Below are 23,805 nucleotides of genomic sequence, written 5' to 3' on the forward strand. Positions count from 1 at the left end.
GCACAAAGACAGCAGCCTGCCAGGTGGCCGAGACTCAGTGGGCGATCAACGTTACCCTCGCATCGCGAAAAATCATAATAAAGAGAGACTGCCATGTCACAGAGCGCCACGACCCCACTGGCCACCGATGACGATAAAAACGCCATCTACAAGCGCATTACCCTGCGCCTGATCCCCTTCATTTTCATCTGCTATCTGTTCAACTACCTCGACCGGGTAAACGTTGGCTTTGCCAAGTTGCAGATGCTCGATGCGTTGAAATTCAGCGAAACCGTGTACGGCCTCGGCGCCGGGATCTTCTTCATCGGCTACGTGCTGTGCGGCGTACCGAGCAACCTGGCGTTGACCAAGTTCGGTCCACGGCGCTGGATCGCGTTGATGATGATCGTCTGGGGCACGCTGTCCACCTGCCTGCTGTTCGTTACCACGCCGACGCATTTCTACACCTTGCGCCTGTTTACCGGTGCCGCCGAAGCGGGCTTCTTCCCCGGCGTGGTGCTGTATCTCTCGCAATGGTTCCCGACCTTCCGCCGTGGGCGGATCATGGCACTGTTCATGTCAGCGATCCCGGTTTCCGGCTTGCTCGGCAGCCCGTTCTCCGGCTGGATCCTCAACCACTTCGCCGCTGGCCAAGGTGGCCTCGCGGGCTGGCAGTGGATGTTCCTGCTGCAAGGCATCCCGACTGTCGTGCTGGGCGCCCTCGCCTACTTTCTGCTCAGCGACAGCTTTGCCAACGCCAAGTGGCTCAAGCCCCACGAACGTGCGGTGTTGGAAGCCGATCAGGCCACCGACCTGGCGAACAAGCCAAAGACCACCACCGACTCCCTGGCGGAAGTGTTCAAGAACCCGGCGATCTGGGCGTTCGGCCTGATCTACTTCTGCATCCAGAGCGGCGTGTATGCGATCAACTTCTGGTTGCCGTCGATCATCAAGAACCTGGGTTTCAGCGATAATCTGGTGATCGGCTGGTTGAGTGCGATCCCTTACCTGCTGGCGGCAGTGTTTATGTTGCTGGTAGGCCGCTCCGCCGACTTGCGCAAGGAGCGTCGCTGGCACTTGGTGGTGCCGATGTTGATGGGCGCTGTCGGGCTGGTGATCGCGGTGAACTTCGCCACCACCCCGGCCATCGCCATTCTCGGCCTGACCATCGCCACCATGGGCGCCCTCACCGGCCTGCCGATGTTCTGGCCAGTGCCCACCGCCATGCTCAGTGCCGGCGCGGCAGCAGGTGGGCTGGCGTTGATCAACTCCATGGGCCAGATGGCCGGCTTCCTCAGCCCGTATATCGTCGGCTTTGTGAAGGATGCCACCGGGTCCACGGATGTGGCGCTGTACCTGCTGGCAGCGGTGATCGTTGCCGGCAGTGTGTTGGCGCTGCGAATGACGCGAACCCTGAAGGCTTAAACCGCTCCTGTAGTCAGAGCAGACCGCCGCCGTCGATATCAATGACGGCGCCGGTCATAAAGCCATTTTCCATGGCCAGCACATACCCCGCCGCAACCTCCTCCGCCCGCCCCACTCGCCCCACCGGCAGCGCGCCACCGGCCTTGGCAAACATCGCCAAGCGCTGATCTTCTGCAAGCCCCGCATAGGCCGGTGTATCAATCACGCCAGGGCTGATCGCATTGACCCGACGCGGCGCCAGTTCCTTGGCCAATTGCTTGACCAGCGCTTCGATCGCGGCATTGATGCCCGTCTTGATGAACTGCCCCGCCACGGATTTACGCCCCAGTTGCCCAGAAGTCAGGCTGATACTGCCGTGCTCGTTCAAAAATGGCAGCGCCAACTGGATCGCCCGCAGTGAGCCCCACAGTTTCACGTTGAAGTTCTGCTGGGCTTCGACCAGGTCGGTTTCGATCAGGGTTTTGGCGCGCACGCTTGGCCCCGAGGTGTAGACCAAGTGGTCAAAGTGCCCGACAGCTTCGAACAGGCGTTGCAGGGAGGCCGCATCCGTGACGTCGACGGGCTCGCTGCGCAGGCCGTTATCGACGCCGCTCACCAGTCGCCGCCCAGCCAGCACCACCTGCGCACCCCGCGCAGCAGCGGCCTTGGCCACGGCGGCACCGATGCCGCTGCTGCCGCCGATCACGATGACGGTTTTGCCGTTGAGGGAATAAGTCATGGGGAAGAGTCCTGTTTGAAAAAGTGAGCGTTTATCTTCCCAGCTTGGCAATCCGCGAAAAATCCCGGTAAAACGACAAGATCTTTAAAGGATTTTTACAAATGAGTTCGATCCTCGACCTTGAAGTCTTCGTGCGCACCGCCGATACCGGGAGCCTGTCCGCCGCCGCCCGTGGCCTGGGCCTGACCCCAGCAGCAGCGAGCATCGCCCTCAAACGCCTGGAAACCCGCCTGGGTATCCGCTTGCTGGCACGCTCGACGCGCAGCATGCGCCTGACCGAGGAAGGCCGGCGTTACCTCGACAGCGTGCGCGTGGCACTGGCGGCGTTGAGCGAAGGCGAACAAGCGCTCAAACAGCAGAGCCAGGGCTTGAGTGGGTTGCTGCAACTGGCTGCACCGTCGGATTTCGGGCGCAATGTGGTGCTGGGCTGGCTGGATGAATTCAGGGCTGAACATCCGAATATCCGCCTGCAATTGATGTTGAACGACAGTAACGCCGATCTATTCCGCGAAACCGTGGACATCGCCCTGCGTTTCGGTGTGCCCCAGGACTCCAGCCTGGTGGCACTGCCCATCGCGCCTGATCACCATCGCGTCGCTTGCGCCAGCCCCGCCTACCTGGCGCGCCACGGCACACCGCGCGAGCCGATGGAACTGTCCACGCACAGTGCGCTGCGGTACATGCGCCAGGGCCAGGTAAGCAAGACGTGGCGGTTTCGCCAGGGTGATCAGCTACAGGAGGTTGAAGTGACCGGTGATTTCCTCAGCAATGACGGTGAAATCGTCCGCCGCTGGGCGCTTGGCGGGCACGGCATCGCCTATAAAGCCAGGCTCGACGTGATCGGCGATATCGCCGCCGGCCGCCTGGTGCCCCTGTTCGTAGACTGGCAAGGGGAGCCGGCGCCGTTCAACCTGATGTGCCCTCACCGCTTGCAGGTGTCGGAGCGGGTGAAGGTGCTGCACCGTTTTTTACAGCAGCGCTGCCAGACGTTACTGAGTAGGTGAAGAAACGCGCGCAGGGCTTGTCCCAGAGCGGCTGAGTCTGGTATTGCATGGGGACGTTTCCCGCCTTGAGGAGTTATCCATGATTTACCGCACATTGGGCCAGTCCGGGTTGAAGGTCAGCGCCTTGACCCTGGGCACCATGATGTTTGGCGAACAGACCAACACCGAGGACTCGCTGCGCATCATCGACAAGGCCTGGGACCAGGGCATCAATTTCATCGACACGGCGGACGTCTACACCGGCGGCCGCTCCGAGGAAATCGTCGGCGAAGCCATTGTGCGCAATCGCCAGGATTGGGTGGTGGCGTCCAAGGTTGGCATCGGCCCGGTGGACGGTTTGCCCAACCGCAGCGGCTTGAGCCGCAAGCGCATTTTCAACGCGCTGGAGGCCAGCCTGACACGCCTCGATACCGACTACCTGGACATCTACTACCTGCACCGCGAGGACCACAACACGCCGCTGGAAGTGACGGTGTCGGCGATTGGCGACCTGATCCGCCAGGGCAAGATCCGCTACTGGGGCTTGTCCAACTATCGCGGTTGGCGCATCGCCGAGGTGATCCGCGTGGCCGAGCGCCTGGGCGTCGACAAGCCGGTGATCAGTCAGCCGCTTTACAACATCGTCAACCGCCAGGCCGAAGTGGAGCAGATCACCGCGGCAGCGGCCTACGGCCTGGGTGTGGTGCCTTACAGCCCACTGGCCCGTGGCGTGCTTAGTGGTAAATACGCCCCGGACGTCACCCCCGAAGCCGGCAGCCGCGCGGCGCGCCAGGACAAACGCATCCTGGAAACCGAATGGCGCGTGGAATCGCTGCGCATCGCCCAGCAGATCCAGCAGTACACCCAAGGGCGTGGTGTGGGGATTGTCGAGTTTGCGATTGCCTGGGTACTGAACAACTCGGCGGTCAGCTCGGCGATTGTCGGGCCGCGTACCGAGGCGCAGTGGGACGCTTACATCGGCGCGCTGGAGGTTAAGATCACTGCGGACGATGAGGCGTTTATTGATTCACTGGTGACGCCGGGACATTCGTCTACGCCGGGGTTCAATGACGTGGGTCACTTTGTTTCCGGTCGCATACCACGCGCATAACCCCTCCACCCTGTAGGAGCGAGCTTGCTCGCGAAGAACGCAAGGACGCCACGGGCTACCTGGTAGCGCTGCGTAATCGTTGACGTTCTTCGCGAGCAAGCTCGCTCCTACAGGATTTTCCTGAAAAACGCCCCAAAACAGCGCAACTCTCTCCCGCCAAAAGCTCCATAATCCCCTCATCTTTTGTATCAACGATTTTCGCGAGGACAGTGTGTCTAAAGGTGTTGTTTTATCGGTCTTGGCCTCGGTGCTGTTTGCCGTGATGTATTACTTCACATCATTGCTCACGCCCTTGAGTGGCCTGGAAATTTTCGGCTGGCGCATGTTGCTGACCGTGCCGTGCATGACGGTGTTCATGATCGTGAGTGGCGAATGGCGACGGGTCGCAGAGCTGCTGAGAATTCTGACGGCCAAACCTCGGCTGATCGGCGGTGTGTTGCTTTCGTCAGCCTTGCTCGGCGTGCAGCTCTGGTTGTTTATGTGGGCACCGCTGAATGGGCGCAGCCTGGATGTGTCGGTGGGCTACTTTCTGCTGCCGCTGACCATGGTGCTGACCGGACGCCTGGTTTACGGCGAACGTTTGTCACGGCTGCAGCAGATCGCGGTATTTTTTGCCGCGCTCGGTGTGCTCAACGAGTTGTTCCAGGCGGGTGGTATTTCCTGGGCGACACTGGTGGTGATCATCGGTTACCCGATCTATTTTGTCGTGCGCAAGCACCTGGCCACTGATCACTTGGGTGGCCTGTGGCTGGATATGGCGCTGATGTTGCCGGTAGCCTGGTGGTTTGTGCAGCACGGCGAACAAGGCTTTGCCGTCATGGACACTCATCCGAAACTGTATACGTTGATTCCAATACTGGGGGTCATCAGTGCCTCGGCGCTGGTGAGCTATATCGTTGCCAGCCGCTTGCTGCCCTTCAGCCTGTTTGGCCTGCTCAGTTATGTAGAGCCTGTGCTGCTGTTGGGTGTGGCATTGATCCTGGGGGAAGGGATCAAGGGTGGCGAGTGGTTCACCTATATCCCGATCTGGCTGGCGGTGATGGTGCTGGTATTCGAAGGCTTCAAACACTTGGTGCGCCAACGCAAAACCTGATGCGCAGGCAATAAAAAGCCCGGCCGGGGTTACCCTCGGCCGGGCTTTTTACGTTTAGTCGGCGGTCAATACACCACGGCGCACCTGGTCGCGTTCGATGGACTCGAACAGCGCCTTGAAGTTGCCCTCGCCAAAGCCATCATCGCCCTTGCGCTGGATGAATTCGAAGAATACCGGGCCCATCAGGGTTTCCGAGAAGATCTGCAGCAGCAGGCGCTTGTCGCCTGCCACCGAAGAGCCGTCCAGCAGGATGCCGCGTGCCTGCAATTGATCCACCGGCTCGCCGTGGTTCGGCAGGCGGCCTTCGAGCATTTCGTAATAGGTGTCCGGCGGTGCGGTCATGAAGCGCATGCCGATCTTCTTCAATGCGTCCCAGGTCTTGACCAGGTCGTCGGTGAGGAACGCCACGTGCTGGATGCCTTCGCCGTTGAACTGCATCAGGAACTCTTCGATCTGCCCCGCGCCCTTGGACGACTCCTCGTTCAGCGGGATGCGGATCATGCCGTCTGGCGCGCTCATGGCCTTCGAGGTCAGGCCAGTGTATTCGCCCTTGATGTCGAAATAGCGCGCCTCACGGAAGTTGAACAGTTTCTCGTAGAAATTGGCCCAGTAGACCATGCGGCCGCGATAAACGTTGTGGGTCAGGTGGTCGATGACTTTAAGGCCCGCACCGACCGGGTTGCGCTCCACCCCTTCGAGGTACACGAAGTCGATGTCATAGATTGAGCTGCCTTCGCCAAAACGATCGATCAGGTAAAGCGGCGCACCGCCGATGCCCTTGATCGCCGGCAGGTTCAATTCCATCGGGCCGGTTTCGATATGGATCGGCTGGGCACCCAGTTCCAGGGCGCGGTTGTAGGCTTTTTGCGAGTCCTTGACGCGGAACGCCATGCCGCACACCGACGGGCCGTGTTCGGCCGCGAAGTAGGAGGCAATGCTGTTGGGTTCGTTGTTGAGGATCAGGTTGATCTCGCCCTGGCGGTACAGGTGCACGTTCTTGGAGCGGTGGGTCGCGACTTTGGTGAAGCCCATGATCTCGAAGATCGGCTCCAGGGTGCCCGGCGTCGGCGACGCGAATTCGATGAATTCAAAGCCCATCAGGCCCATTGGGTTTTCGTATAGATCTGCCATGGTGGCACCTCATCATTCTTGTAATAGACACAGTATTAGTGGCGAGCAAGGATGAGGTTGCAGGGTGGCGCACAGGAAAGACCTCGCACGCTGCGGGCGAGGAAGTCACCAAAGATGAGGGGGGAGCCGAGTAGCTTCATGGGGTCATCAGTCTCTGACGGCTTAGGCTTGCGTGAGCGCAAGTCCATATTCTTGTATGCGTAAATCGATTCTACACAGCGTAACCGTGTTTGTCCGTACTCTTATCAAATCCCCATTGCCCTGGCGCGTGCAAGGGGTTTGTTGCAGAGGTAGATGCCGAGCAGGATCACTGCCCCGCCGGTGAGCATGGGCAGGCTCAACGGTTCGTCCAGCAACAGAGCGCCACAGATCACGGCGGTGAGTGGGTTAAGCGCGATAAATACGCCGGAACGTGTCGCGCCGATTCGTCGGATACCGTCGTAATAACCAATATAGGCCAGTGCCGACCCCAATACTCCGAGGTACAACAAGCTCAGTCCTTGCGCGAGATGCACGCGGCCCATCGCCTCCAGCGTAAAGCGGCCCATGATCAGTGTGGTGACGGTAAGCATCAACGTTCCCAGCAGTATCGACCAAGTGACCGTCTGCAGCGGCCCCAGGCTCTGATTCAAACCACGGGAAAACAGTGAGTAGATGCCCCACCCCACTACACAGCCGAAGATCAGCACATCCCCACGCCACGTGTTGGTTGCTTCGCTCAATACCTGGGGGTTACGACTGACGATGACCATGGCGGCACCCGCCAGACACAGCACGATCCCCGCGACCTTGCTGGCACCCAGACGCTCCTTGAACAACCACCAGGACGCCAGGCCGATCACGGCCGGGTTCAGCGCCACGATTAATGAGGCGCGCGATGCGTTGATAGACTGCAATCCATAGAAGAAACACAGGTTGTAGAAAAAGATGCCGAAGAAACCCAGCATCGCCAGTTGCAGTAGCTGGCGCGGGTTTGGCCGGACTAGCGGAATGCGTGCCAATCCTAGAAATACCAGCAATGCCAGACTGGCCAGCGCAAACCGCAGGCTGGCTGACAGCAACGGGTCGAGCGTCCCGCTCAGGTAGCGACCGGCCACGAAGGTGCCGCCCCAGATCATGGTGACGGCGGCCAACTTTATATAAGTGATGCGATCGGGGCTTGAATGCACAGGATAGGGCTCCAATGGCTTGAGGAGGCGTGCATTCTTCTGGTAATACAGTGTCATCGTAAAATGAGTGATTACTCATGACCTTGACTCAACTCGAAATCTTTTCCCTGGTGGCCGAGCTGCAAGGCTTTACCAGCGCCGCCCACCGCCTCGGCATCAGCCAATCGGCGGTGTCCCACGCCATCAAAGGGCTGGAACAGGAACTGGGGGTGGCGCTGTTCAGGCGCCACCAGGCCCAGGTCGAGCTGAGTGATATCGGCACGCAGTTACTGGGGCGCGCCCGGGCCATGCTGGGCCTGGCGAATACCTTGCAACAGGAAGCCGCAGACGCCCGGGGCATGAAGCGCGGGACGCTGCGCATCGGCTCCTTCGGCCCTACCTCATCGAACTACCTGCTGCCGAAGATCCTCAACCGATTCCGCCAGGAGTATCCAGGTATTGAGGTACACGTTGATGAAGGGCCGGACAGGCAAGTCATCCAATGGCTCGACGAACGCCGGATTGATATCGGCTTTGTGGTGCTGGAACAGGAGCGCCTCGACACCTTCCCGCTGTTCGAGGACCAGATGGTGGCGCTGCTGCCGGCTGACCATCAGCTGGTCGCCCGTGAACACGTTAGTCTCAAGGATTTGTGCAACGACCCTTTTGCGCTGACTGAAGCCGGTTCCACTGAGCTGGTGATGCGACTGTTCAACGAGGCGCGTCTGACCCCGACTGTGCGTTATCGCTGCTCGCAACTGCTGAGCACCCTGGAAACTGTCAGTCGGGGCGATGCCGTGAGCGTGGTGGCGCAGGCGTCGTTGCCCGCTGGGGACGATCCTCGCTACGTGCAACGGGCGTTATCGCCACGAGTGCCACGCCAGGTTGGCCTTGCCGTACTGGACCGGCGTCAGTCTTCCCCGGCGGCGCTCGCCTTTATCCGTATTGCCCAGGGCGTGGAGTTATAGTGCCGCGTACTGGCCAAATGGGTAGGTGCCGCGAGCTTATTTCGGGCGGGCCATCTATCATCGACTGATATCCGATCCCTGCAACAGGCCGTTCACTCCATGCCCCTGACCGTCAACGGCCCGCGAAAACGCGCCACTCGTTACCTGATCACATCCTTGAGTACGCTGCTGCCGATTGCGCTCGGGGTCGTGATCCTGCACTGGCAGGCCGAACGCACGCTGCAGCAAAGCACAGCCCAGACCGCCCAGGAGGCGGTGCGCCAATTTGACCTGATGCTCGACAATACCGCCCTCGCCGCCCAGGCCTTGCTGCCACTGGCGGGGCTGCCCTGTGATAACGGCGCACAACTGGCCCTGCGCGAACAAGTCACGCGGCGCCCGTTTGTGCGTGCGACCACCCTGTCCTGGCAAAAAAACATCTATTGCAGCTCGTTGTTCGGCAGCAACTACGAATCGCCGGTCAACCCGGATGATTATGTTGATGGCCGGTTATGGCTGATGAACGGCAACCCCGTGACACCGGATACCGCGCTGCTGGTCTACCGATTGGTCGACGGCGACAAGGCAGCTTTTGCGTCGATTGATGGCTACCACCTGACCAACGCCCTGCGCCTGATCAGCCGGTACGCCCATCTGGTGCTGCAAGTGGGTCCGAACTGGCTTGGGGCTGATGGCAAGGTACACGACACTGCGGTGCCGACGTTCGCAGTCGCGCACCATCACTTGGCGTCCGCACGCTATCACTACAGCGTCGACGCGGGTATGCCGGTCGGTGAGGTGTGGCGCTACATGCAGGCCCGATACCCGGCACTGTTCAGCCTGATCGTGTTTTTTGGTGTGCTGGCGGGTCTTTTGGCGCACTGGCTGCAAAAGCGCTCCTCGGCACCGACTCACGAATTGCAGCGGGCGTTGGGCGCCAATGAATTCATCCCGTACTTCCAGCCGGTGGTACGGGGCGACACCCGCGAGTGGGCGGGATGTGAAGTGCTGATGCGCTGGCAACACCCTAAAGAAGGCTTGGTGCGGCCCGACCTGTTTATCCCCCTGGCCGAGCATTCGGGCCTGATCGTACCGATGACCCGCGCTCTGCTGCGCCAAACCGCCGCGCAACTGGCGCCCCATGCGGCGCGCTTCAGCCCTGGGTTTCATATCGGCGTCAATATCACCGCACGCCACTGCCAGGATTTGGCCTTGGTGGATGACTGTCGTGAGTTTCTCGCCGCGTTTCCCGTGGGCCAGGTGACCTTGGTGCTGGAGTTGACCGAGCGCGAGTTGATCGTGCCCACCAACATCACCCGCCAGTTGTTCGACGCCCTGCATCAACTGGGGGTAATGATCGCGATTGATGACTTTGGTACTGGGCACTCCAGCCTGGGCTATTTGCGTAACTTCAATGTCGACTACTTGAAGATCGACCAGAGTTTTGTCGCCATGATCGGTGCCGATGCACTATCACGGCATATTCTCGACAGCATCATAGAACTGTCCGGCAAACTCGATTTGGGCATCGTTGCAGAAGGTGTGGAAACGCCTGAACAGTCCGATTACCTGGCCGCTCAAGGCGTGGATTTCCTGCAGGGCTACCTGTTTGGAAAACCGTTGCCGTGCGATGAATTTATTAAATCACTGGCCCGCCATTGAATAGCCATGCACTACCTGTGCTGAAATAATGTTATTTAGCCAAAAGACATGATTTACTCGTGGCAAATTAACTACTACAATTTTTCCAGCCTGTGCAGAACTCGCGGGACGGCTTCTTTCTTGAGTCGCCTTAAAGCGCTTGGCTTATAGCTTTGTCTGCAGTTGATATCAGCCAAACACACTATTGGAGTACCTATTTTGTCCAGACTCGCCGAATTTCGCGCAGCCGAAAAAGCCCTTCAAGAGCAGCTTGCCCAGCTGGAATCCCTGAAGAACGATGCCGGCCTGAAGAAAGAAATCGAATTCGAAGAAAAGCTCCAGGGCCTGATGAAGACCTACGGCAAAGGCCTGCGCGACATCATTTCGATCCTTGATCCAAACCCGGGCAAGTCCGGCGCCGCTGCGGCTACCGCACCAAAACAGCGCCGCGCACGCGTGGTCAAGGTTTACCATAACCCGCACACCGGTGAGCTGATCGAAACCAAAGGCGGCAACCACCGCGGCCTCAAGGCGTGGAAAGAACAGTACGGCGCTGCCACTGTAGATTCCTGGCTTCGCGGCTGATCACACCGCACTAACAAAGAGCCCCGCTTATGCGGGGCTTTTTTAATTCGGCGGTTCGGAATCGAACTTAAATAACGTTTCATAATGTTCAGAATCGTCGAAGATTACACACTTAAAGTTTGAGGCTATCGCGCACCGAGCTCACTTCGTCCTTGCTTGCTTCGTACGCATCCGCCTGCCCCGCGTATGAAAAAACATACGCCTTATCAGCATCAACCGCGCCCACCAATGTTTGCGAAAGCACGTGGCGCCCGTTTTCGGTTATCACGCAAGTAGTTTCCAGCGCCTCAAGACGGCTCAATGTTGTAGGGCGCATCTTGCTGCACACACTTTGATAACCACCCTGGGCAAAATCTTTCTGGATGGACTTGCGCATCTCCAGCAGTACGCCTTGTAGATTAACCTTATGCCCCGCTTCAATCGGCGTACCGGTCAACTCCATCACCATCAAGGTCGTGCCATTTTCATCATTCTTGATTGCACGCTGGCGCGACACCGCCTGGGGTTTGGCAGGCGCTTCGCCATCCGGCACGACCTCTTCGACCTGCCAGCCACTGGGCCAATGAATTTCGGGGTCGGCCGCCAGTACGCAGGAACTGCCCACCAGCAAACACACAGCGCTCAACAGCGGTTTACGAAATGCGATCATTGCGAAAAATACCCAAGGTTCAAGCGCCAAAGTTTGAGCCTCGGCGCCCCTGTGTCGCAAGGGCTGCATGGGTTTTTTCATTTGGCGCCTGGGGCGAGCCTTGCGTATCATGGGCCGGCTGCACGGATGCCAGCCGCAAGCCAAGGAACCGCTCACATTTCAGAGCCGCGTTTGCCCCATTTTTTCTGGAGGGCCCATGAGCCTGCACGAACTGAACACTTTCCCGGGCGTTACCGCCCAACCGGACACCGCCACCACGAACTTCGTGTTCAACCACACCATGCTGCGGGTCAAGGACATCACCAAGTCGCTGGACTTCTACACCCGAGTCCTGGGTTTTTCCCTGGTTGAGAAACGCGATTTTCCGGAAGCCGAATTCAGCCTGTACTTCCTGGCCCTGGTGGACAAATCCCAGATCCCGGCCGACGCAGCCGAGCGCACCCAGTGGATGAAGTCGATCCCAGGCATCCTGGAACTGACCCACAACCACGGTACCGAAAACGACGCCGACTTTGCCTACCACAATGGCAATACCGACCCGCGTGGCTTTGGCCATATCTGCATCTCGGTGCCGGATATCGTCGCTGCCTGCGAACGTTTCGAAGCCCTGGGCTGCGACTTCCAGAAGCGCCTGAGCGATGGCCGCATGAAGAGCCTGGCCTTCATCAAGGACCCGGACGCGTACTGGGTCGAGATCATCCAGCCCGCACCGCTGTAACGAAAAAACCCCATGATTGCTCATGGGGTTTTTCATTTCCGCCTGCGGATTTACGCCGGGGCGGAAGTCCGGATCAAGTGATCGAAAGCACTCAGGGAAGCCTTGGCACCCTCGCCCACCGCAATCACGATCTGCTTGTACGGCACCGTTGTCACATCACCGGCGGCGAATACACCCGGCAGTGAAGTCTCACCCCGCGCATCGACGATGATCTCTCCGCGTGGCGTCAGTTCTACCGTGCCTTTGAGCCAATCGGTATTGGGCAGCAAACCAATCTGTACAAAGATCCCTTCCAGCTCGATGGTCTTGAACTCGCCGCTATCGCGATCCTTATACGCCAGGCCGGTGACCTTTTGACCATCACCTTTCACTTCGCTGGTCAACGCACTGGTGATCACATCAACGTTCGGCAGGCTGTAGAGCTTGCGCTGCAAAACGGCGTCGGCGCGCAACTTGCTGTCGAACTCAAGCAAGGTCACGTGGCTGACGATACCGGCCAGGTCGATGGCCGCTTCAACGCCGGAGTTACCGCCACCGATCACCGCCACACGCTTGCCCTTGAACAACGGACCGTCGCAATGCGGGCAGAAGCACACGCCTTTGGCCTTGTATTCCTGCTCGCCCGGCACTCCCATTTCGCGCCAGCGGGCACCGGTGGCCAGGATCACGGTCTTGGACTTGAGGGTCGCACCGCTTTCAAAACGGATTTCGTGCAAGTCGCCGGCGTTTTTCGCAGGCACCAGGCTACTGGCGCGCTGGAGGTTCATGATGTCCACGTCGTACTGGCGTACGTGGGCTTCCAAAGCGCTGGCCAGTTTCGGCCCTTCGGTTTCTTGTACCGAGATGAAGTTCTCGATGGACATGGTGTCCAGCACCTGGCCGCCAAAACGCTCGGCAGCGACGCCAGTGCGGATGCCTTTACGTGCGGCGTAGATCGCAGCTGAAGAACCGGCCGGGCCACCGCCGACGACGAGTACATCAAAGGCGTCTTTGGCGCTGATTTTCTCGGCGGCTTTTTCGATACCGCTGGTGTCGAGCTTGGCAAGGATTTCTTCCAGGCCCATGCGACCCTGGCCGAAGTTCACACCGTTCAGGTAAACACTGGGCACCGCCATGATCTGGCGTTCGTCGACTTCAGCCTGGAACAACGCGCCGTCGATGGCGACGTGGCGGATGTTCGGGTTGAGCACGGCCATCAGGTTCAGCGCCTGGACCACGTCCGGGCAGTTCTGGCAGGACAGGGAGAAGTAAGTCTCGAAGCTGAACTCGCCTTTAAGGGCGCGAATCTGTTCAATCACTTCGACACTGGCCTTCGACGGGTGGCCACCGACTTGCAGCAAGGCCAACACCAACGAAGTGAATTCATGGCCCATGGGGATGCCGGCGAAACGCAGGCTGATCTCGGCACCCGGGCGGTTGATGGAAAACGACGGCTTACGCGCATCATCACCATCGGTTTTCAGGGTAATCAGCGTCGTGAGGCTGACAACATCCTGCAAAAGGGTAAGCATTTCCTGGGATTTCGCGCCGTCATCGAGGGAGGCGACGATCTCGATCGGCTGGGTGACCCGTTCCAGGTATGACTTCAACTGAGCTTTAAGATTGGCGTCCAACATACGGGCGATTTCCTGTTCATTCGGTTTATTGCAGACAAAAAAACGCCCGAGCGAATCTCGCCCGGGCGTTTTGGGGGCGGATGCAGCTTACTTAAGTGCGGAATACCGCCCTTGAGACTTCACAGACTTAGATCTTGCCGACCAGGTCCAGGGACGGAGCCAGGGTGGCTTCGCCTTCTTTCCACTTGGCTGGGCACACTTCGCCTGGGTGGGCAGCGACGTATTGAGCGGCCTTGATTTTGCGCAGCAGCTCGGAAGCGTCACGGCCAACACCGCCGTCGTTCAGTTCAACGATTTTGATCTGACCTTCTGGGTTGATCACGAAAGTACCGCGGTCTGCCAGGCCAGCTTCTTCGATCAGCACGTCGAAGTTGCGGGAGATGGTCAGAGTTGGGTCGCCGATCATGGTGTACTGGATCTTGCCGATGGCTGGCGAAGTGTTGTGCCAGGCAGCGTGGGCAAAGTGGGTGTCGGTGGACACGCTGTAGATCTCGACGCCCAGTTTCTGGAATTCGGCGTAGTTGTCAGCCAGGTCTTCCAGTTCGGTTGGGCAAACGAAAGTGAAGTCGGCTGGGTAGAAGAACACCACGGACCATTTGCCTTTCAGGTCAGCGTCGGTCACGTCTACGAAGTTGCCGTTTTTGTAGGCGGTAGCTTTGAACGGTTTTACTTGGCTGTTGATGATAGGCATCGTTGACTCTCCGTCAGGTTTGTAGAAGGGCTTAGTAAGTTGATGAAGTGAATCCTACCCACTCTCTCGACCGATGGCTCATTGGCAAACCTGATGCTGACGATTGGTTTTCCCTATCAGGTGACTGTATTAATAGAAGAAATCTCAAAGCAGCGGTGGCGTCGCCAGGGTCATGCCAAGAAAGGGCGTCGCTTCAACATAGCGCATGGCGGATTTCATGTCGCTCCAGCCGACGTAACTCATCAATGACTTCAAATCCCAGCCGCTGCGGTGAGCCCAGGTGGCGAAGCCTCGGCGCAATGAGTGGCTGGTGTATTGCTCGGCGGGGATGCCGGCACGCTCCAGCGCCTGGCGCAGCAGCGGAATCACACTGTTGGGGTGCAGCCCCTCCTCCCCCAGGTTGCCCCAGCGATCGATGCCGCGAAACACCGGGCCACGCACCAATGCCGAGGCGCTGAGCCACTCGCCGTAGGCCTGCACCGGGCACAGGCGCAGCAGCGCTGGGGTGTGATAGGTCTTGCCGAGGTTGTCGCGGTCGCTTTTGCTACGCGGCAGATACAGGCTGATGCCCGCGCCGGGCGTCGCTTGCACATGTTCAATCTCGAGACGGCACAGCTCATCGCTGCGAAAGCCGCGCCAGAAGCCCAGCAGGATCAATGCAGTGTCGCGCTTGGCGCGCAGTAGCCGAGACAGGTCGTGGGCTGCGTCTTTCGCCTCCTTCTCAAGAGAAGCCACCACCTGCTCAAGGTGTTTGAGTTGCAGAGGCTCGGCTTGCTTTTCCTGCGCCGGGTGCACAGCACGAATGCCCTTGAGCACTTTGCGCACCACCGGCGCCTTGGTCGGGTCGGGAAAACCCTGGCTTGTATGCCACTGAGCCAGTGCCGACAACCGCAGCTTCAGCGTGTTGACCGCCAAGACTCCGGCATGCGCCACCAGATAACGCGCCACGCTGTCGCTGGTCGCGGGCAGGAACCCTCCCCAGCTCACTTCGAAATGCTCGATGGCCGCACGATAACTACGTCGCGTGTTATCGCGGGTGGCGGCGTTGAGGTAACGATCCAAATCGCTCATGAAAGGCCTATTCGTACTGCGGGCAGTTACTTTCGCGGATTAAATGCTTATGACACGGGATAATACGCCAATATCCCATCTGTTAATTCATGAATTTGAACGAATTTCTATTTGTGATATGGTATGTATATACATGATACATACCACATTACGAAATCGACGGAGACCTCATGGCTCGCGGCGGCATTAACAAAGCAGTAGTACAAACGGCACGCCTGGCGATCCTCGCCCGCGGCGAAAACCCCAGCATCGACGCCGTACGCATCGAAATGGGCAATACCGGCTCGAAAACCACGATTCATCGCTATCTGAAGGAGCTCGATGAGAGCGAAACCCGAGTCACCATCACCGAGGCGCCGATCGACGACGAGCTTGGCGAACTGGTAGCGCGCCTGGCGCAACGTTTGAAGGAGAAAGCCCAGGAGCCTATCGACCTGGCCCTGGCACAGTTCGAGCAACAGAAAGCCGCCCTGCTCGCCCAAGTGGAAGCCCTTGAGGAAACACACGGTCAACTCAAGCAACAATTTGATATCCAGGCCGCCGCCCTGGCAGAAGAAAGCGCGGCCCTGCAAACCGCCAGCACGAGCCTGCAGACCGAGCAAACCCGTAACGCCGGGCTGAGCCAGGCGTGCAGTGATTACGAGTTACGGATCAACGACAAGGACGAACAGATTCGCTCGCTGGAAGAAAAGCACCTGCACGCAAGGGATGCCTTGGAGCATTACCGTAATGCGATCAAGGAGCAGCGTGAGCAGGAACAGCGTCGTCACGAAGGGCAACTGCAGCAGGTCCAAGCCGAATTGCGCCAAGCACAGCAGAGCGCCATGGTGCGCCAGGATGAAATCACCCAACTGCATCGCGACAACGAGCGACTGTTGATCGAGCATCGGGTAACGATGAAAGAACTGACGGCACTGCAGGAACAATCTCGCAAGGATCAGGCCCAGCAACTCAAGTTGAGCGAACAGGTTGGCGTGATCGACAGCGAACGCACCCTGCTTCAGGAACGCCTGCGAGTGGCGGTGCTAGAGAGCCAGTCACGCCAGGAAGCGCTGGCCGAATACCAGCAATCCAACAAAACCCTGGAATTGGACCTGATCAAAGCCCAGGCCAGTATCGAGGCATTGCGACTGGCGGCCGCCGTTGCAACGGCGCCAGAGGCAACGCCCGAGAGCTGATCAGCCTGCCACAGGTGTGCGCATGGTGACGAACTCTTCCGCCGCCGTGGGGTGCACGCCGATAGTGTCGTCAAAATGCTGCTTGGTCGCGCCCGCCTTGAGCGCGATCGCCAAGCCCTGGACGATCTCGCCAGCATCCGGACCGACCATGTGGCAACCCAGGACCTGGTCGGTGTCAGCGTCGACCACCAACTTCATCAGGGTTTTCTCCTGACACTCCGTCAGGGTCAGCTTCATTGGCCGGAAACGGCTTTCGAAGATCTGCACCTTATGACCCTTCTCTTTCGCTTCTTCTTCGGTCAGGCCAACAGTGCCAATGTTCGGCAGGCTGAACACCGCCGTAGGAATCATGGCGTAATCCACCGGACGATACTGCTCAGGCTTGAACAGGCGACGCGCTACAGCCATGCCTTCGGCCAACGCAACCGGTGTCAGTTGCACGCGCCCGATTACGTCGCCGATGGCCAGGATCGACGACTCGGCGGTCTGGTACAGATCGTCCACCTCGACGAAGCCACGCTTGTCGAGCTTCACGCCCGTGTTCTCCAACCCAAGGTTGTCCAGCATCGGACGACGGCCAGTGGCGTAGAACACACAGTCTGCTTCCAGCACGCGACCATCTTTCAGCGTGGCCTTGAGACTGCCATCCGCCTGTTTGTCGATGCGCTCGATATCCGCATTGAATTGCAGGTCCAGGCCGCGCTTGGTCAGTTCTTCCTTCAGGTGCGTACGCACCGAACCGTCGAAGCCGCGCAGGAACAGGTCGCCGCGATACAGCAGCGTGGTTTGTGCGCCTAGTCCATGGAAGATCCCTGCGAACTCGACCGCGATATAGCCTCCACCGACAACCAGGACACGCTTCGGCAATTCCTTGAGGAAAAACGCCTCATTGGAGCCAATGGCATGTTCACGGCCCGGAATCTCCGGAATCTGCGGCCAGCCACCCGTTGCGATCAAGATGTGCTTGGCGCTAAAGCGCTCGCCATTGATCTCGACCTGATGTGCATCCACCAGGCGCGCATGCCCTTCATGCAGGGTCACACCGCTGTTGACCAGCAGGTTGCGGTAAATGCCATTGAGGCGATTGATCTCGCGGTCCTTGTTGGCGATCAGGGTGGCCCAATCAAAATTAGCCTCGCCCAGAGACCAGCCAAACCCACCGGATTGCTCAAAATCTTCGGCAAAGTGTGCGCCGTACACCAACAGTTTTTTCGGCACGCAGCCGACGTTGACACAGGTGCCACCCAAGTAGCGGCTTTCCGCCACGGCCACTTTGGCACCAAAGCCTGCGGCAAAACGGGCCGCACGAACACCGCCGGAACCGGCGCCAATCACATACAGGTCAAAATCGTAGGCCATTTCACTCTCCTCGGCAGGACATCAGCATACCGACTTACGTGGGGCTGAAAAACGAAAAAGCCACCCGAAGGTGGCTTTTTTGGAACAGGCCGCTTACAGCATGAATCAGTAAGCCTTGCCAGTCTTGTAGAAGTGCTCGTAGCAGAAGTTGGTCGCTTCGATGTAGCCTTCAGCGCCGCCGCAGTCGAAACGCTGGCCCTTGAACTTGTAGGCAATCACGCAACCGTCTTTGGCTTGCTTCAACAAGGCATCGGTGATCTGGATTTCGCCGCCCTTGCCTGGCTCGGTTTCTTCGATCAGCTTGAAGATGTCCGGCGTCAGGATGTAACGACCGATGATCGCCAGGTTCGACGGTGCATCTTCCGGAGCCGGTTTCTCAACCATGTCGCGCACGCGGATCAGGCCATCGCCGATGTCGTCGCCGGCGATAACGCCGTACTTGTTGGTTTCAGTCGGGTTCACTTCCATCACGGCAACGATGGTGCAACGGTATTTCTGGTACAGCTTGACCATCTGGGTCAGCACGCCGTCGCCTTCCAGGTTCACACACAGGTCATCCGCCAGTACCACGGCAAACGGTTCGTCACCGATCAGTGGACGACCAGTCAGGATCGCGTGGCCGAGGCCTTTCATTTGGGTCTGACGGGTGTAGGAGAACGAGCACTCGTCCAGCAGTTTGCGGATGCCGACCAGGTATTTTTCCTTGTCGGTGCCCTTGATCTGGTTTTCCAGCTCGTAGCTGATGTCGAAGTGGTCTTCCAGCGCGCGCTTACCACGACCAGTGACGATTGAGATCTCGTTCAGACCGGCATCCAAAGCCTCTTCGACGCCGTACTGAATCAGTGGCTTGTTCACCACCGGCAGCATCTCTTTGGGCATGGCTTTGGTCGCTGGCAAGAAGCGAGTGCCGTAACCGGCTGCTGGGAACAAGCATTTCTTGATCATATGAGTCCTTACAAAGGGCTGTGCGTACGGAATTCGGCGCAGTCTAATCAGGCCGCAGTCACCTTACAATGGGTCCTGCTGGCGTTGCGATGTCATCATAGAGAAAAAATCTCGGCGTAAGTTCCGCTGGTCTTACGGAGCGAGCTCCGGCCGCCACGGTAAAAAACGTCTGCGCCTCAATGTTTCAAAGGGCTGAACCCTTTTTAGCACGCTTTGGCAACGAGAACACTGACCTGGAATAACTTGCGCTGGATCAAGGTGTTTGGCGCTATCATAAGGGCCTTGAACCACACCACGAGATACTTGATAGATGTCAGAACCAAAAGGCGTGAACGGCTACCTGATCACCAAACGAGCGGACGGTTGGCACTTGATCAACTTCCACGGTGACAGCGTCGCCGGGGTATTCGAGAGCGAAAGCCAGGCTATCGCGGTGGCTGAAGTGTTTGTGGATGAAGCGGGCCACGCATCGAGCAAACGGCCGAAAGGCAAGTAAGCGCCCAAGCGCTGCGCAAAGGCCCCGTTTGATCGGGGCTTTTTTGTGTTTGTCTGTACGTACATGGCAGATCGCTATAATCTCGCCGAAACGCCCCACGACAGTGTCAGCGCCCTTCCAACACCCTCGATGATGAACACACATGAACAAGATTCTGGCACTGACTGCGGTACTGGCGCTCGCCGGCTGCACTACCACTTCTGACGTCTACCTGAAAAACGGTGAACAAGGTCTGACCATCGATTGCTCAGGCGAAGCCAATTCCTGGGCCAGCTGTTACGAAAAGGCTGACGCCTCGTGTGCCGGCACCGGCTACCGCATCGTCGGAACCGAAGGAACACCGTCGCTCAAGGAAAGCGACAAGACCCTGGGGCAGGACGTGGGCAACTACAAGAGTCGCAGCGTCGTGGTGGTTTGCAAGTAAGCTTCAGGCTTACAACTGAATGTCGGCAAACTTGATACCCAGACTGCGAATGGTCTCCACCAGATCATCCAGGCGCGCGAACGACTCGACTTCGTCCTGATCGTCCACCAGGAAAAAACTGCGGCCGCCGCTTTTCTTGAAAAATACGATCCACTCACCCAAGTCAGCCGGGTTCTGGATGATGTGCGTCGCCGTTATCTGGCCTTCGGCCTGGCGAGCCCTGACGTGTTCACGCTTCATGAAAGACTTCCCAAAAAGACAAATGCCGCACAAACCGAGGGTTTGCGCGGCATTTTTGCATTGATCGGGTAACAGTTTAACGGATGCCCTGCCCATTCGGCACGCATTCCAAAGGGTAGGCTGTATGCCCCGCAGCGTCGTGTCCCCACAAAAAAGCCCGGCCGTGCAATGACGGGACCAGGCTTTTTATCGGATTGGAGGTCGCAAAATGAAGCGGGCCATATCAGCCGGAAATGCAGTCCTCGCCAGCTTTCTTCACGTCACCCGGACGGATCGGCACATTGGACATGCTCTCGTAGAGCTTGATGCTACTGCCACTGGAACGCTCGTCGATCTCGAAGATCGCTGAAGGGTCAGCCGAAAATTTTTGCGGCACAATCACCTGCACGCCGCCGTCCTTATGCGGCTCGATCTGCGGTGGCCGGCGGGTAGTCGACAACTTTTTCACCACACATGCGGCGTATTCCTGGGGTTTTTTCCCGGAAATGACCGCCAAAGTCGGAGGGGTCTGCTTGATATCTGCAACCGAAGCACACCCACCAATCGCCAGGGCCAGAACCAACACACTCCATTTCATACTAAAACCTCCGATAAAGACCCTACGACAGCGGGGATGGTAATTTTCTCCCGCCCACGTAGGATTTATCCCTGATAACTCGGTAAATAACTGTTTTAAATTGTCGACGTCGTTGAAGACGGGCCGATAATAAACGCGCTGGGGCTGATAAACTCCATCTTAACCTACGTATCATTCTGATTTTTCAGAAAAAGCCCTTCTGGAGTCCCCACCCATGAAATTCATCCACCAGCGTGAGCACCTCAACGAGGGCGATATTGTCGTCATCGAATGCTCGCAGACTTGTAATATCCGTCTGATGAGCGATGCGAATTTTCGCAGCTTCAAGAATGGCGGCCGTCACACCTATCACGGCGGCGCCTTCGACAAGTTCCCCGCCAAAATCACCGCACCGAGCACTGGGTTCTGGAACATCACCCTGGACGTGGTCACGCGTCGCGCAATCAGCGTGACCCGCAAACCCGCGCTGTCCCACAAGATCCGCATTGTGCGTCGTACCAGCTCCAAGCTGAGCTGATCCGCACACTTCACAGGAAATAGCCGTGAACACCACTACCAAATACGTGATCAAGTACAAACTCAACGGTGAACGCCGCTTTGAGTTCGCTCAACTGCAGACCAACAGTGTGGAAGAAGCCAAGCAAGCCCTGGCGAAAATTCATGATGCCAGTGATGAAATCACCGACATCAATGTGAGCAAGGCGCTGTAAGCCAATGCCCGGCCCCACCGCTGACCTGTTCGCCGACGACGCGTTGCAACAACCCGCAGGGCGTGAGCAGATTGGCGAACAGTCCTACGTATTACGGGGCTACGCCCTGCCCTGGATCGAGCACCTTCTGCCGGAGCTGCGACGGGTGCTGGCTCAATCACCGTTTCGGCAAATGGTCACACCTGGCGGCTTTACCATGTCGGCGGCATTGAGCAGTTGCGGCGACCTGGGCTGGACCACCGACACCTCCGGTTACCGCTACTCCCCGCTTGACCCACGCAGCCAGCAGCCGTGGCCGCAGATGCCCGACATCTTGCGTCAATTGGCTGTACTGGCGGCGGCAGAGGCAGGTTTTGCCGACTTTGCCCCTGATGCCTGTCTGATCAACCGCTATGTACCCGGCGCCAAAATGTCCCTGCATCAAGACAAAAACGAACGTCGGTATAGCGAACCGGTTGTGTCAGTGTCGCTTGGCCTGCCGGCAATTTTCCTGTTTGGTGGGCACGAACGCAGTGACAAAACCCGCAAAGTCTCGCTGTTCCATGGTGACGTAGTGGTCTGGGGCGGCGTGGACCGCTTGCGCTTTCACGGGGTGATGCCGATCAAGGAAGGCGTACATCCGGTCATGGGCCCGCAACGAATTAATCTCACGTTTCGCGCCGCCGGCTGATTTGATCGCAAGCTTCAGAGTGTCAGGCGCGTGTCGCGCGATTAATCTGGCCTGGATCCGTCAAGAGTGCCGACCATGACTACCGAACAAGATCCTCGCTGGGCAGCCGTCCTCGCCCGAGACCCCAAGGCCGATACGTTGTTCGTCTACGGTGTGAAAACCACCGGTGTGTACTGCCGCGCCAGTAGCGTTTCGCGCTTGCCACGCCCGGAAAATATCGAGTTCTTCGACACGCCGGCGCAGGCCGAAGCCGCAGGGTATCGCGCCAGCAAACGCGCGACCGCAGACCAGACCCAGTTGGTTGCGCACCACGCGCAACTGGTGGCGGACGCGTGTCGATATATCGAACAGGCTGACACTGCGCCCAGCCTGCACGCGCTGGCCACGCAAGCCAGCCTCAGCCCGTTCCACTTTCACCGCGTGTTCAAAGCCGTCACCGGCCTGACGCCCAAGGGCTACGCCACTGCGCACCGTTCACGCAAGGTTCGCGATGGGCTCAAAGGCTCGCACTCAGTGACGGATGCGCTGTATGACGCGGGCTTCAACTCCAACAGCCGCTTTTATGAGTCGGCTGACCAGCTTCTCGGCATGAAACCCAGCGACTACAAAGCCGGAGGGACTAACTCGGCGATCCTGTTCGCCGTCGGGCAGTGCTCGCTGGGGGCGATTCTGGTGGCGCAAAGTGCCCGTGGCGTGTGCGCGATTCTGCTGGGGGACGACCCTGACAAGCTGGTACGCGATCTTCAGGATCAATTTCCCAAGGCCGAACTGGTCGGCGCCGACCAGCGCTTCGAGCAATTGGTCGCGCAGGTCGTGGGCTTTATCGAAGCGCCTGGGCTCGGCCTGGACCTGCCCCTGGACTTGCGCGGCACTGCATTTCAGGAACGGGTGTGGCAAGCCTTGCGCGAAATTCCAGCGGGAAGCACGGCCAGTTACGCGCAGATTGCCGAACGAATCGGCGCGCCGAAGTCATTCCGTGCGGTGGCTCAGGCCTGTGGCGCGAACAGCATCGCGGTTGCCATTCCCTGCCACCGTGTGGTGCGCAGCAATGGCGACCTGTCAGGCTATCGTTGGGGTGTGGAACGCAAACAGCAGTTGCTGGAGCGGGAAAACAAGGCTTAACCCAGCTTGCGCTTACGAAACTCGGCGACTTTATGCCGGTTGCCACACAGCGCCATGCTGCACCAACGACGTTTATGAGCCTTGGTGCGGTCGTAGAACCACAACACGCATTCGGGATGTTCGCAGGTGCGGATTAAATTGAAATCGCCCTCCACCAGTAAACGCGCTGCAGCCTCAGCGATCATCGAGAGAAATTGCTCCGGAGTTTGCTGCTTGCGCTGACGGTCGATGCGTAACTCACCCGGTGCCAGCCAAGCCAATTGCGTGTGGCTGACCGCCTTGCGCAAAAAGCTATTGAGGGCGGTTGGATCACCCTGGGTTCCGTCCTTGCGCGCTTCCAGCAACACACGGATCACCTCGCGCAGCTCCCGGCCCGCCCGCAGCAGCGCACCCGGTTCAAATGCCGGCACCTGCCCCTCCTCTACCCACCCCAGGCGCACCAGCCAACGCTCGACATCGGCATCGGACTGCCAGAAGTCGTGGGGTTGCGCGTCGACATTGGCGCGCGTGTTGAGCATGTCCAACACCGGATCATCGGCTAGTACATAAGGCTCAAGCGGAGCTGGGATAGTCATGGT

27 protein-coding genes are annotated in these 23,805 nt (G+C 58.6%); 15 read left to right on the top strand and 12 right to left on the bottom strand.

Annotated features, from left to right (window positions below; genetic code table 11):
• Positions 1-93 precede the first annotated feature (93 nt).
• Positions 94-1,404: an MFS transporter gene (locus tag CI807_RS22755; RefSeq protein ID WP_016974773.1), complete on the top strand. Its 1,311-nt coding sequence runs from the start codon at positions 94-96 to the stop codon at positions 1,402-1,404.
• A gap of 13 nt (positions 1,405-1,417) precedes the next feature.
• On the opposite strand, the gene CI807_RS22760 is transcribed toward CI807_RS22755, so the two are convergent.
• A complete protein-coding gene (locus CI807_RS22760; RefSeq protein WP_095016332.1) occupies positions 1,418-2,122 on the bottom strand; it encodes an SDR family oxidoreductase in 705 nt (234 codons plus the stop codon).
• A 101-nt stretch (positions 2,123-2,223) separates the two neighbouring features.
• Between CI807_RS22760 and CI807_RS22765 the strand changes: the two genes are divergently transcribed.
• The 3 genes from CI807_RS22765 to rarD all read left to right on the top strand — a co-directional run bounded on the left by CI807_RS22765 (position 2,224) and on the right by rarD (position 5,309).
• Complete coding sequence (locus tag CI807_RS22765; RefSeq protein ID WP_095016333.1) at positions 2,224-3,126, top strand: LysR family transcriptional regulator; 903 nt, start codon at positions 2,224-2,226, stop codon at positions 3,124-3,126.
• A 79-nt stretch (positions 3,127-3,205) separates the two neighbouring features.
• Complete coding sequence (locus tag CI807_RS22770; protein ID WP_095016334.1) at positions 3,206-4,216, top strand: aldo/keto reductase; 1,011 nt, start codon at positions 3,206-3,208, stop codon at positions 4,214-4,216.
• A 211-nt stretch (positions 4,217-4,427) separates the two neighbouring features.
• Positions 4,428-5,309 (top strand): EamA family transporter RarD, encoded by an 882-nt coding sequence (gene rarD, locus CI807_RS22775; RefSeq protein ID WP_095016335.1) that lies wholly within the window; start codon positions 4,428-4,430, stop codon positions 5,307-5,309.
• A 54-nt stretch (positions 5,310-5,363) separates the two neighbouring features.
• Here rarD and hppD read toward each other — a convergent pair whose 3' ends face one another.
• Positions 5,364-6,440 (bottom strand): 4-hydroxyphenylpyruvate dioxygenase, encoded by a 1,077-nt coding sequence (gene hppD, locus CI807_RS22780; RefSeq protein ID WP_016974778.1) that lies wholly within the window; start codon positions 6,438-6,440, stop codon positions 5,364-5,366.
• Positions 6,441-6,685: 245 nt separating this feature from the next.
• A complete protein-coding gene (locus CI807_RS22785; protein ID WP_095017603.1) occupies positions 6,686-7,609 on the bottom strand; it encodes a DMT family transporter in 924 nt (307 codons plus the stop codon).
• Positions 7,610-7,686: 77 nt separating this feature from the next.
• Between CI807_RS22785 and CI807_RS22790 the strand changes: the two genes are divergently transcribed.
• From CI807_RS22790 to CI807_RS22800, 3 genes are all read left to right on the top strand, one after another.
• On the top strand, positions 7,687-8,556 hold the full coding sequence (locus CI807_RS22790; RefSeq protein WP_095016336.1) for a LysR family transcriptional regulator: 870 nt from the start codon (positions 7,687-7,689) through the stop codon (positions 8,554-8,556).
• A 99-nt stretch (positions 8,557-8,655) separates the two neighbouring features.
• On the top strand, positions 8,656-10,197 hold the full coding sequence (locus tag CI807_RS22795) for an EAL domain-containing protein (protein WP_095016337.1): 1,542 nt from the start codon (positions 8,656-8,658) through the stop codon (positions 10,195-10,197).
• A 198-nt stretch (positions 10,198-10,395) separates the two neighbouring features.
• A complete protein-coding gene (locus CI807_RS22800) occupies positions 10,396-10,761 on the top strand; it encodes a histone-like nucleoid-structuring protein, MvaT/MvaU family (RefSeq protein ID WP_016974782.1) in 366 nt (121 codons plus the stop codon).
• A gap of 112 nt (positions 10,762-10,873) precedes the next feature.
• Here CI807_RS22800 and CI807_RS22805 read toward each other — a convergent pair whose 3' ends face one another.
• Complete coding sequence (locus tag CI807_RS22805; protein ID WP_095017604.1) at positions 10,874-11,410, bottom strand: DUF4946 domain-containing protein; 537 nt, start codon at positions 11,408-11,410, stop codon at positions 10,874-10,876.
• A gap of 196 nt (positions 11,411-11,606) precedes the next feature.
• Here CI807_RS22805 and gloA point away from each other — a divergent pair, with 196 nt between their 5' ends.
• Positions 11,607-12,128, top strand: coding sequence for a lactoylglutathione lyase (gloA, locus tag CI807_RS22810; protein WP_016974784.1), 522 nt, complete (start codon positions 11,607-11,609; stop codon positions 12,126-12,128).
• A 50-nt stretch (positions 12,129-12,178) separates the two neighbouring features.
• Here gloA and ahpF read toward each other — a convergent pair whose 3' ends face one another.
• From ahpF to CI807_RS22825, 3 genes are all read right to left on the bottom strand, one after another.
• Complete coding sequence (gene ahpF / locus CI807_RS22815) at positions 12,179-13,744, bottom strand: alkyl hydroperoxide reductase subunit F (protein ID WP_095016338.1); 1,566 nt, start codon at positions 13,742-13,744, stop codon at positions 12,179-12,181.
• 127 nt (positions 13,745-13,871) lie between these two features.
• Complete coding sequence (gene ahpC / locus CI807_RS22820; protein WP_003173835.1) at positions 13,872-14,435, bottom strand: alkyl hydroperoxide reductase subunit C; 564 nt, start codon at positions 14,433-14,435, stop codon at positions 13,872-13,874.
• A 144-nt stretch (positions 14,436-14,579) separates the two neighbouring features.
• Complete coding sequence (locus tag CI807_RS22825; protein WP_095016339.1) at positions 14,580-15,506, bottom strand: site-specific integrase; 927 nt, start codon at positions 15,504-15,506, stop codon at positions 14,580-14,582.
• 170 nt (positions 15,507-15,676) lie between these two features.
• Here CI807_RS22825 and CI807_RS22830 point away from each other — a divergent pair, with 170 nt between their 5' ends.
• On the top strand, positions 15,677-16,684 hold the full coding sequence (locus tag CI807_RS22830) for a DNA-binding protein (protein ID WP_095016340.1): 1,008 nt from the start codon (positions 15,677-15,679) through the stop codon (positions 16,682-16,684).
• On the opposite strand, the gene gorA is transcribed toward CI807_RS22830, so the two are convergent.
• The gene (gorA, locus tag CI807_RS22835) at positions 16,685-18,043 is read right to left on the bottom strand and encodes a glutathione-disulfide reductase (protein WP_095016341.1); all 1,359 of its coding nucleotides are present in this window, start codon (positions 18,041-18,043) and stop codon (positions 16,685-16,687) included.
• Between the two features lie 105 nt (positions 18,044-18,148).
• A complete protein-coding gene (galU, locus tag CI807_RS22840; RefSeq protein ID WP_003173830.1) occupies positions 18,149-18,988 on the bottom strand; it encodes a UTP--glucose-1-phosphate uridylyltransferase GalU in 840 nt (279 codons plus the stop codon).
• A gap of 310 nt (positions 18,989-19,298) precedes the next feature.
• On the opposite strand from galU, the gene CI807_RS22845 reads away from it, so the two are divergent.
• Both CI807_RS22845 and CI807_RS22850 read left to right on the top strand, forming a co-directional pair.
• Positions 19,299-19,484 carry a hypothetical protein gene (locus tag CI807_RS22845; RefSeq protein ID WP_016974789.1) on the top strand — a complete coding sequence of 62 codons (186 nt, stop codon included), beginning with the start codon at positions 19,299-19,301 and terminating at the stop codon, positions 19,482-19,484.
• 142 nt (positions 19,485-19,626) lie between these two features.
• Complete coding sequence (locus CI807_RS22850; RefSeq protein ID WP_016974790.1) at positions 19,627-19,908, top strand: hypothetical protein; 282 nt, start codon at positions 19,627-19,629, stop codon at positions 19,906-19,908.
• Between the two features lie 9 nt (positions 19,909-19,917).
• On the opposite strand, the gene CI807_RS22855 is transcribed toward CI807_RS22850, so the two are convergent.
• Together CI807_RS22855 and CI807_RS22860 are read right to left on the bottom strand one after the other, a co-directional pair.
• The gene (locus tag CI807_RS22855; RefSeq protein ID WP_016974791.1) at positions 19,918-20,148 is read right to left on the bottom strand and encodes a hypothetical protein; all 231 of its coding nucleotides are present in this window, start codon (positions 20,146-20,148) and stop codon (positions 19,918-19,920) included.
• 223 nt (positions 20,149-20,371) lie between these two features.
• The gene (locus CI807_RS22860) at positions 20,372-20,725 is read right to left on the bottom strand and encodes a hypothetical protein (RefSeq protein ID WP_016974792.1); all 354 of its coding nucleotides are present in this window, start codon (positions 20,723-20,725) and stop codon (positions 20,372-20,374) included.
• A gap of 214 nt (positions 20,726-20,939) precedes the next feature.
• On the opposite strand from CI807_RS22860, the gene CI807_RS22865 reads away from it, so the two are divergent.
• From CI807_RS22865 to ada, 4 genes are all read left to right on the top strand, one after another.
• Entirely contained in the window at positions 20,940-21,242 is a 303-nt protein-coding gene (locus CI807_RS22865) for a DUF1883 domain-containing protein (protein WP_003191319.1), read from the top strand.
• A 25-nt stretch (positions 21,243-21,267) separates the two neighbouring features.
• Positions 21,268-21,435 (top strand): hypothetical protein, encoded by a 168-nt coding sequence (locus tag CI807_RS31495; protein ID WP_016974793.1) that lies wholly within the window; start codon positions 21,268-21,270, stop codon positions 21,433-21,435.
• Between the two features lie 4 nt (positions 21,436-21,439).
• Positions 21,440-22,105 carry a DNA oxidative demethylase AlkB gene (alkB, locus tag CI807_RS22875; protein WP_095016342.1) on the top strand — a complete coding sequence of 222 codons (666 nt, stop codon included), beginning with the start codon at positions 21,440-21,442 and terminating at the stop codon, positions 22,103-22,105.
• Between the two features lie 75 nt (positions 22,106-22,180).
• A complete protein-coding gene (ada, locus tag CI807_RS22880; RefSeq protein WP_095016343.1) occupies positions 22,181-23,227 on the top strand; it encodes a bifunctional DNA-binding transcriptional regulator/O6-methylguanine-DNA methyltransferase Ada in 1,047 nt (348 codons plus the stop codon).
• Here ada and CI807_RS22885 read toward each other — a convergent pair.
• Positions 23,224-23,802: an ABATE domain-containing protein gene (locus tag CI807_RS22885; RefSeq protein WP_095016344.1), complete on the bottom strand. Its 579-nt coding sequence runs from the start codon at positions 23,800-23,802 to the stop codon at positions 23,224-23,226. The two genes, ada and CI807_RS22885, sit on opposite strands and share 4 nt — an antisense overlap.
• Positions 23,803-23,805 lie beyond the last annotated feature (3 nt).

This window comes from Pseudomonas sp. NS1(2017) (assembly GCF_002269425.1).
Taxonomy (GTDB): domain Bacteria; phylum Pseudomonadota; class Gammaproteobacteria; order Pseudomonadales; family Pseudomonadaceae; genus Aquipseudomonas; species Aquipseudomonas reactans.